The sequence below is a fragment of the Mycobacterium sp. ABE4_509 genome (assembly GCF_056160785.1).
Map to the genome: position 1 here is coordinate 1 of NZ_JBSWXU010000197.1, position 7,787 is coordinate 7,787.

The window sequence follows — 7,787 nt, forward strand, 5'->3', positions numbered from 1 at the left end:
GCCACCGCCGCCCGGCCTGTTGCCGCCACCACCTCCACCGCCCGCGGAACCGCTGCCGCCACCGCCGGCGGAACCCCTGCCGCCACCGCCGCCGGGCGTCTAGCCCGGTGACCGTGCGGATGAGCCCGCAACGGTTCGAAGAGCTGGTCGGCGATGCGCTCGACCTGTTGCCGCCGCAGCTGGCCTCGGCGATCGACAACGTGGTCGTCCTGGTCGCCGATCGCAACGCCGAGGAGCCCGACCTGTTGGGCCTCTACGAGGGGGTGGCGCTGACCGAGCGCGACTCGTTCTACGCCGGGTCGCTGCCCGACACCATCAGCATCTATCGCGACGCGCTGCTGGATATCTGCGACGACGAGCAGCAGGTGGTCGAGGAGGTGGCTATCACGGTGATCCACGAGATCGCCCACCACTTCGGCATCGACGACGAGCGCCTCCACGAACTCGGCTGGGCCTGAGCGCGGCAACCCGATTCGGTCGGCGGCGGCTGCTATGAACGGGATATGACCGAACAGTGCCGCGCCTGCCGGGCGGGTCTGGAGCACTGCCACGGCGCGCTGATCCACCACCCGTACCGTCGCCCGGAATGCACCGAACCGGACTGCGTCGTGACCGAGGTCGCCCACGCGTTGCACCTCGACTGCGACGCGGTGGGCTGCAGCTGCGCGCTGGACGTGGCGGTTGCCGACTCAGCCCATCGGGTCGGCTGAACCCGACGTACCGCCGTCCTGCACGGTCACCGCGGCGGGGTCGGGTTCGAACGGCGGGGTGGCCTTGCCCCAGCGCAGGCAGCTCCATCGCCCGTCGGTGACGGGAGACAGCACCACTGATTCGGTGTTCGCCAGGTGGTGGTCGATCGCGAATTCGGCGTCGACGCCGGCCAGCACCGCCGAGACGAGCCGGATCGCCGCACCGTGACTGACCACCACGATGTCGCCGTGCCAGGCGGCGTCGTCGAGATAGCGCAGGCGCAGTTGCTCGACGACCGGCAGATACCGCTCCAACACCTGTTCGCCGCTCTCCCCGCCGCGCAACCTCAGCTCCAGCTCGCCGCGGTGCCACCGGCGGTAGGCGTCGTTGAACTCGTCGTGGGCTGCCTCGTCACTGCGGTTCTCCAGGTCTCCGACATGGACTTCGTGGATGCCTTCGAACTCGCACAACCCGGTGACGGTCACCGCCGCCGCCGCGGAACTGATCTCGGTGGCGGTCTGCACGGCCCGGGTGGCGATCGAGTGCACGATCATCGCCGGTGGTTCGGCCAGTCCGAGAGCGAACCCGCGAGCCTGATCACGGCCGAGGTCGGTGAGTTCCGCCCCGGGCGGAACGGTGTCGAGACGCCGGGCCACGTTGCCGTGCGACTGGCCGTGGCGCACCAGCACCAACCTGCCGCTCACCGCTGTCCCTCCCGCAGCCCCTCGAGCCAGGTGGCGGCGTCGTCCATCGCGGGCGGTGCGCTGCCCACGGCCTCACCTGTGGGCCAGGAGCCCAGGTAGCGGACGTCGGCACAGCGCCGGTACAGCGCCCGCAGCGCCTCGGCGACCGAGTCGTCGTCGATGTGGCCGACGAAGTCGAGGAAGAACACATAGGTGCCCAACTCGGTACGGGTCGGCCGGGATTCGATCCGGGTGAGGTCGATGTCGCGGATGGCCAGCTCGGTCATCGCCGCGACCAGGGCGCCGGGAACGTTGTCCAACCGCAGCACCACCGAGGTCCGGTCGGTGCCGGTGCTCGTCGGCGGTTTGCCCGGCCGGCCGACGAGCACGAAGCGGGTTCGCGCATTGGGTTCGTCAACGACGTCGGCGGCCAACGCCTCCAGCCCGTACCGCTGCGCGGCCAGGGCCGTGGTGACGGCCGCGTCGGCATGGCCGGCCGCGACGTCCTGGGCGGCGGCGGCGTTCGAGTTCGCGGGTACCAGTCGAGTTTCCGGCAGGTGTGCGGCCAGCCAGTTCTTCACCTGGGCGGCTGCGACCGGGAACGCGGCCACGGTGCGCACGGCGCTGCCCGACCCGCCGGGGGGAACGGCGATGGTGAAGGAGACGTCGAGGGTCAACTCGGCGTAGATCTGCAGCGGCGCACCCGCGGCGAGGCTGTCGAGGGTGGGCGACACCGACCCGTCGATCGAATTCTCGATCGGCACGACGGCGTAGTCGGCGTCGCCGGCGCGCACGGCCGCCAGCGCGGCGGGGGTGCTGTCGGTGGGAACACCGTTGAGCTCCGAGCCGTCCGGGGTCTGCGGGGGCGGGATCAGACCGAGGGTCTCGATCGCACGCAGCGCCGCCTCGGTGAACGTTCCTTCGGGGCCGAGATACGCGATGCCGGGCACCGCACCAGCGTATCGGTTCCCGTGGTAATCCCGTTCCGCTGCGAGGAAGGCCTTGCGCATCGCGGCCACATCAAGTTAAGTAAGGCTCACCTTACCAATGAAAGGCGGCGTCATGGTGGCTCCAGCACCGACTTCGGCACCCACCACCGCGGAGCGGATCCGCAGCGCATGCGCCCGGGCCGGCGGCGCAATGCTCGCCGTGGCGGGAAGCGACCCCTGCCCCACCCCCGTGCACCACCTGCTCGACGACGGCTCGTTCGCCGTCACCGCGCCGGCGGACGCGCGGCTGGCGGCGTTGGTCGCCGCGGCGGGCCCCACCGGAGTACAGGCCGTGCTCGAGTTGACCGACTATGCACCGCTCCCGCTGCGGGAACCGGTGCGCTCGCTGGTCTGGATACAGGGCAGAGTGCACGGCATCCCGGCCGCCGAGGTACCCGACCTGCTCGACGTGGTCGCCAGTGCCGACCCCAACCCCGCACTGCTGCAAGTCAACTCGAGTGACGCGGCGACGACGGCCGATTCCGAGGCCGATTCCGAGGCCGATTCCGAGCCGGACACCCGGTACACGCTGTTGCGCCTGGAGATCGAATCCGTCGTGGTCGCCGACTCGACCGGCGCCGAGGCGGTGCCGGTGCAGGCGCTGCTCGGAGCACGGCCGGATCCGTTCTGCGCCATGGAGTCATGCTGGCTGCAGCACATGGATGCCGCGCACCGCGATGTGGTGGACCGACTCGCCGCCCGACTGCCGTCCACCCTTCGCCGTGGCCGGGTCCGGCCGTTGGGCCTGGACCGCTACGGCGTGCGGCTGCGGGTCGAGGACGACAACGGCGATCATGATGTGCGGCTGCCGTTCACCCGCCCCGTCGACGACGTCACCGGGCTCAGCCAGGCGATCCGGGTCCTGATGGGATGCCCCTTCCTCAACGGGCTGCGCGCACGCGGCGTCTGACACCGGGCGGGTGCGGCTACCGTAGCTGCGGTGACCGAGCCCGTTGACGAGCTGACCGATGCCCAGCGCCGCGCATTGCGCATCGAGATCACGGTCGTCCTGGCGGTCACCTTCGCGCTGTCCGCCTACCGCGCGCTGCTCAGCCTCATCGAGAGTGTGCTGCTCGGGCTGTCCGGGCAGACCGTGGCGCTCAACCCGCAACGGTCGCCGTTCGGCTTCATCGACCTCGGGCTGAACCTCGCCAGCCTGTTCCAGCTGCTGGCCTGGGGCGCGCTGGCGGTGTATCTGCTGTGGCGCAGCGGCGACGGCCCGGCCCGGATCGGTTTGGGCCGGATCCGCTGGCGCGGCGATGTCCTCGGCGGCATCGGCCTGGCCACCCTGATCGGTGTGCCCGGTCTGGCGCTGTACCAGATCGCGCGGATTCTCGGGGCCAACGCCGCAGTCGAGCCGGCCGAGCTGAACGACACCTGGTGGCGCATCCCGATGCTGCTGCTGCTGTCCTTCGGAAACGGGTGGGCCGAGGAGGTCGTCGTCGTCGGGTTCCTGCTCACCCGGCTGCGCCAGTTGCGCGTCAACCCCTGGGTCGCCCTGGCCGTCTCGAGCCTGCTGCGCGGCGCCTACCACCTCTATCAGGGCTTCGGCGCGGGCCTGGGCAACATCGCGATGGGCCTGGTGTTCGGGTACGCCTGGCAGCGCACCGGCAGACTGTGGCCCCTGATCATCGCGCACACGTTGATCGACGCCGTGGCATTCGTCGGATACTCGCTGTTGGCAGGCCGCCTCGGCTGGCTTCAGTAGCGCCTGCGGCCCCGCCGGGCGCGTACATTCTTGCTGTGACCGACGACCGGCCGCCGTATCCGGGGTTCCGCAGACCCCCTGACGGCTTTCCGGATCGCCGCGAGCCTCCGCAGGAGATTCGTCGCGACCCCAGCTACCGGCCGGCACCCCCACCCGGGCAACGCCCACCACCGCCTGGTCACCGGCCGCCCCCACCGCCTGGTCACCGGCCACCGCCACCCGGGCAATACCCCCCGCCGCGACAGCCGCCACCCCGGCGCCCGCCACCGCGGCCTGCTCCCCCGCCATCCGGCCCACCACCCCCACCGCAACAGTTCCCACCGCGACGACCACCGCCGCCACCGGCGCGACCCGCACCACCGACACCGGCGCGACCCGCACCACCGCCACCGCAACCGCCGCGGGCCCGACGCAAGCCGCGGCGGATCCGGCGGTGGACACGCGTGCTGGCGGCGGCCCTGCTGCTGCTCGCCGTCGGCTTCGTCGGAGCCGGCCTGTGGATGGATTCCGCGTTGCACCGCGTCCCGGCACTCGCCGACTACGCCGGCCGGCCGGCCCAGGGGGCGGGTACGACGTGGCTGCTGGTGGGCTCGGACAGCCGCAGTGACCTGACCGTCGACCAGCAGGCCGAACTGGCTACCGGCGGCGAGGTCGGCGACGGCCGCACCGACACCATCCTGCTGATCCACCTGCCGGCGCTGTTCTCCGACGCCACTGCGGTGATGGTGTCGATTCCCCGCGATTCCTATGTGGACATCCCCGACTACGGCAGCGACAAGATCAACACCGCTTTCGCCGTCGGCGGGCCTCAGCTGCTGGCCCAGACCGTCGAGCAGGCCACCGGACTGCGCATCGACCACTACGCCGAGGTCGGCTTCGGCGGGTTCGCCGGGCTTGTCGACGCTGTCGGCGGCGTCGACATGTGCCTTCCCGACCCCATCAACGACCCGCTCGCCGGTATCGACCTACCGGCCGGCTGCGGTCGCCTCGACGGCCGCGAGGCGTTGGGTTTCGTTCGGACCCGCGCCACCCCCAGGGCCGACCTGGATCGCATGGTCAATCAGCGGGCGTTCATGTCGGCGTTGATCCACCGCGCCGCCAGCCCCGCGGTGCTGCTCAACCCGCTGCGCTGGTACCCGATGGCCCGGGCCGCGGCCGACACGATCTCCGTGGACGACCACGATCACATCTGGGATCTCGCCAGGCTGGGCTGGGCGCTTCGCGGCGACCCGACCACGGTCACGGTCCCGATCGGCGAGTTCACCGACAACAGTTCGGGCTCGATCGTGGTCTGGGACAGCGAGGCCGCGCAGCGGCTCTTCGCCGCGCTGGCCTCGGACTCAGCAGTGCCGCAAGACGTCCTCGACGCCGGCCAGCCCTGATTCTCAGCAAATTCTTGGCAACGCCTGTGCGGCGCGTCACACTAACTGCCCCCACTTAGGCAACGCTGCCCTGCATTAGGCTTGCCTTCGTGGAAATTAAGCCCTGAACAGGGATATTCTTTTGCAATGGCAACAGAAAACTTTACCCACGCGCTCGACACCAAGTTTCACGGCCTGCTCCACGACCAGGTTCGCAGCGAACTGAATGCAGCGCAGCAGTACTTGGCCGTCGCGGTCTATTTCGACAGCGAGGACCTACCCCAGCTGGCCGCGCTGTTCTATCGGCAGTCCGTCGAGGAACGCAACCACGCCCTGATGCTCGTGCAGTACCTGATCGATCGCGATCTGCCCGCCGAGATCCCACCGGTCGACCCGGTGCAGAACGCCTTCGAGTCGCCGCGGGAAGCGCTCACGCTGGCGCTGAACCTCGAGCGGGCAGTCACCGAGCAGGTCGGCCGGCTGGCCGCGACGGCCCGTGACGAAGGGGACTACCTGGGCGAGCAGTTCATGCAGTGGTTCCTCAAGGAGCAGGTGGAAGAGGTCGCGATGATGACCACCCTGGTCCGTATCGCCGACCGGGCCGGAAGCGACCTGTTCCATCTCGAGGACTTCGTCGCCCGCGAGGTCCCGGTGCCGACCGGCGATCCCGGTGCACCCAAGGCCGCCGGCGGAGCACTGTAGGCCGGCGGGAGTCAGTCCCGGCCGGCTCCGGTCAGGCCGTTCTGCAGCCAGGTCTTGGTGCGGCCCGGGTGGTTCGTCGCGATCCAGGCCACCCCGAGGTCGCTGCAGTACTGCACGTCCTCGTAGTGATCGACGGTCCAGCAGTACAACGCGCGGCCCTGCGCCGCGGCACGGTCCACCAGCTCGGGGTGTTCGCGCAGCGTCGAGATCGAGGGCCCGACAGCGGTCGCTCCCACGGTGGTCGCTGCCCCACCGCCCAGGTAGCGCGACGTCTCACCCAACAGCACGGTGGGCAGCAGCGGCGCCGCCCGACGGATCCGCCACACCGCTGCCGCGCTGAACGACATCACCACCGCCCGGGACAGGTCGGCCGAGGGTGGGGAGGCGATCCCGTACCGGTGCAACAGGGCCAGCACCTTGCTCTCGACCAGGGCGCCGTAGCGCACCGGATGCTTGGTCTCGATGAACATCTTGACCGGACGGTTCCAGTCCAGCACCAGCGACACCAGGTCGTCGAGGGTGAGCAGTCCGGTGTCACCATGGCTGCCGTCCGGCCGCCAGCTCGGGTGCCACGAGCCGTAGTCGAAGTCGCGGAGCTCGGCCAAGGTCATCTCGCTGACCAGCCCGGAACCGGTCGACGTGCGGTCCAGCCGGCGGTCGTGCACGCACACCAGGTGGCCGTCCCTGGTCAGCCGGACGTCGCACTCGACGCCGTCGGCGCCTTCGGCGAGCGCGCGCTCGTAGGCCGCGCGGGTGTGTTCGGGAGAGTCCGCGGAAGCGCCGCGGTGCGCTACCACGAACGGATGGTTGTCGAACGTTCCGCCCGAGCTCATACCGCTATGCTGCCGGGTCTTGGCCTTCGGGCTCAACCGCACGCGCGGGTCGGCTGTTCTTCGTGCTCTGCGGCGCGGAGTCCTGCGCGTCGGCGGCCACCATCACCCAGCGCCTGGTGGGCTTCTCCACCGGCTGGCGTTCGAACCCGACGAACACCTGCAGCGCCAGCAGCGCAGCGCCGAGTCCGAACAGGTAGGCGACGATGGTCGTCACCGTGTTGTCGGCAATCCCCTGGGCATCGGTGGTGAAGCTGGTCGCGATCGAGAAACCCGAGAGCACGGTCGCGGCGATCCACACCAGCCACCAGACCACGATCGGCCGGCGCAACCATTTCAGCCGCGCTTCCACACCGGCCAGCTCGATGACGAAGACCGGGGCCCAGGCCAGGTTGAACACCGGGATCAGACAGCCCGTCGCCAGCGCCCAGCGAGACCGCGGCTCCTGCTGTCCGTAGTGGCTGAACGCGGCGGCACGACGGGCGATCAGCCAATTGGTCAACAACACCGCGCTCGCCACGACCATGAATACGGCCAACACGCTGACCAGCACCCCGCCCCAGGTCGCGGCCGCGGCAAGCCACGGGTTGAGCAGCATGCCACGGTTGACGATCAACAGCACGTAACGCACCAGATGCACGAAGGCCGCCGCGCCGAGCACCGCCATGGTGGCCACCAGGGTGGTCCGGACCGCCGCGGCCGACGGTCCGGACCGCACCGGCTGCTGATCCTGTTCGGGGGCGGCGAAGTGTTCGACCAGGCCCCACCGCGGAATGGTGTGGTAGCGCGGCGTCGGGCCGAGCGGCCGGCGCCCGGAGTGGCGC

Annotated in this window: 10 protein-coding genes; 6 read left to right on the plus strand and 4 right to left on the minus strand. The window is 70.3% G+C overall.

Features of this window, described 5'->3' with window-relative positions; translation table 11 throughout:
* The first annotated feature begins 119 nt into the window (after positions 1-119).
* Complete coding sequence (locus ACXAID_RS25810; RefSeq protein ID WP_475025028.1) at positions 120-458, plus strand: metallopeptidase family protein; 339 nt, start codon at positions 120-122, stop codon at positions 456-458.
* A 45-nt stretch (positions 459-503) separates the two neighbouring features.
* On the plus strand, positions 504-710 hold the full coding sequence (locus tag ACXAID_RS25815; RefSeq protein WP_421459208.1) for a hypothetical protein: 207 nt from the start codon (positions 504-506) through the stop codon (positions 708-710).
* On the opposite strand, the gene ACXAID_RS25820 is transcribed toward ACXAID_RS25815, so the two are convergent.
* Together ACXAID_RS25820 and pheA are read right to left on the minus strand one after the other, a co-directional pair.
* Entirely contained in the window at positions 690-1,394 is a 705-nt protein-coding gene (locus tag ACXAID_RS25820; RefSeq protein ID WP_421459209.1) for a histidine phosphatase family protein, read from the minus strand. The genes ACXAID_RS25815 and ACXAID_RS25820 overlap by 21 nt on opposite strands.
* Positions 1,391-2,323, minus strand: coding sequence for a prephenate dehydratase (pheA, locus tag ACXAID_RS25825; RefSeq protein WP_475025029.1), 933 nt, complete (start codon positions 2,321-2,323; stop codon positions 1,391-1,393). The genes ACXAID_RS25820 and pheA overlap by 4 nt, the downstream gene beginning before the upstream one ends.
* Before the next feature lie 112 nt (positions 2,324-2,435).
* Between pheA and ACXAID_RS25830 the strand changes: the two genes are divergently transcribed.
* The 4 genes from ACXAID_RS25830 (at position 2,436) to ACXAID_RS25845 (ending at position 6,133) form a co-directional block, all read left to right on the plus strand.
* Positions 2,436-3,272 carry a DUF2470 domain-containing protein gene (locus ACXAID_RS25830; RefSeq protein WP_475025030.1) on the plus strand — a complete coding sequence of 279 codons (837 nt, stop codon included), beginning with the start codon at positions 2,436-2,438 and terminating at the stop codon, positions 3,270-3,272.
* Positions 3,273-3,302: 30 nt separating this feature from the next.
* Complete coding sequence (locus tag ACXAID_RS25835; protein ID WP_475025031.1) at positions 3,303-4,070, plus strand: CPBP family intramembrane glutamic endopeptidase; 768 nt, start codon at positions 3,303-3,305, stop codon at positions 4,068-4,070.
* A 35-nt stretch (positions 4,071-4,105) separates the two neighbouring features.
* Positions 4,106-5,452, plus strand: a complete 1,347-nt coding sequence (locus ACXAID_RS25840) for an LCP family protein (protein WP_475025032.1) — start codon at positions 4,106-4,108, stop codon at positions 5,450-5,452.
* A gap of 126 nt (positions 5,453-5,578) precedes the next feature.
* Entirely contained in the window at positions 5,579-6,133 is a 555-nt protein-coding gene (locus ACXAID_RS25845; protein WP_475025033.1) for a ferritin, read from the plus strand.
* An 11-nt stretch (positions 6,134-6,144) separates the two neighbouring features.
* Here the strand turns inward: ACXAID_RS25845 and ACXAID_RS25850 are convergent, their stop codons facing one another.
* Both ACXAID_RS25850 and ACXAID_RS25855 read right to left on the minus strand, forming a co-directional pair.
* The gene (locus ACXAID_RS25850) at positions 6,145-6,966 is read right to left on the minus strand and encodes a glycerophosphodiester phosphodiesterase (protein WP_475025034.1); all 822 of its coding nucleotides are present in this window, start codon (positions 6,964-6,966) and stop codon (positions 6,145-6,147) included.
* Positions 6,967-6,970: 4 nt separating this feature from the next.
* The coding region (locus ACXAID_RS25855) for a DUF4328 domain-containing protein (RefSeq protein ID WP_475025035.1) at positions 6,971-7,787 on the minus strand (817 nt) is incomplete at its 5' end.